The sequence below is a fragment of the Salinivibrio socompensis S35 genome, from assembly GCF_000513715.1.
GTDB lineage: Bacteria > Pseudomonadota > Gammaproteobacteria > Enterobacterales > Vibrionaceae > Salinivibrio > Salinivibrio socompensis.
In genome coordinates this window covers 1-631 of sequence record NZ_AQOD01000264.1, presented here as the reverse complement: position 1 = coordinate 631, position 631 = coordinate 1, and the positions used below count along the sequence as shown (strand labels likewise).

General features: G+C 50.4%; 1 protein-coding gene. It reads left to right on the top strand.

The annotated features are described in order from the left end of the window. Window positions 1–76 precede the first annotated feature (76 nt). Window positions 77–583 carry a transposase gene (locus tag DZ54_RS23095; RefSeq protein ID WP_051416102.1) on the top strand — a complete coding sequence of 169 codons (507 nt, stop codon included), beginning with the start codon at window positions 77–79 and terminating at the stop codon, window positions 581–583. Window positions 584–631 lie beyond the last annotated feature (48 nt).

Below are 631 nucleotides of genomic sequence, written 5' to 3'. Positions count from 1 at the left end.
GGACAAGCCCAACTTAAACCGCGCCAGTTAGGCGCTGCAAGACTACACAAAACAACATAAACATGCTTGCCAGGCGGTGCTCTACCGGAAGAAGCTTAAAGGCCGAAAAGCGAAGAACTGGAGTGGCTCACCTAAACGAGATACCGCCAGTCGTGTCCATGCCAAAGGAGGAAGAGAGCCCTGGCTGTTGGTCTCGAACCTGCCTGAAGAAAGCTGGGGCGCTGAACGCCTTGTCGCGTTATATACACAACGGATGGCTATCGAAGAAGGCTTTCGAGATACAAAGAACGAGCGATTTGGTTTATCACTTAACTTTAGTGGTAGCCATTGTCCTAAGCGGGTTGAGATCTTATTGCTGATTGCGATGCTGAGTCAATTTGGCCTTCTCATTCTGGGAAAGGTGGGTTATGTGAAAGGTTACTACAAAGACTTTCAGGCTAATACCATTCGAACCCGCCGGGTTCTGTCCTATTTTTTCCTGGGGAGGGAGCTGATTGGACGAGAAGGATATGGGTACAGAGTGAGGGATCTGGCTTTAGCGGTTGGAGGGCTGAAGGCAATGGCAGCGGGAGAGCTCAGGTGAAAAAAGTAGGGAGTCCTCAGATGGGTTCGGTGCTTTATTCGCGACCCA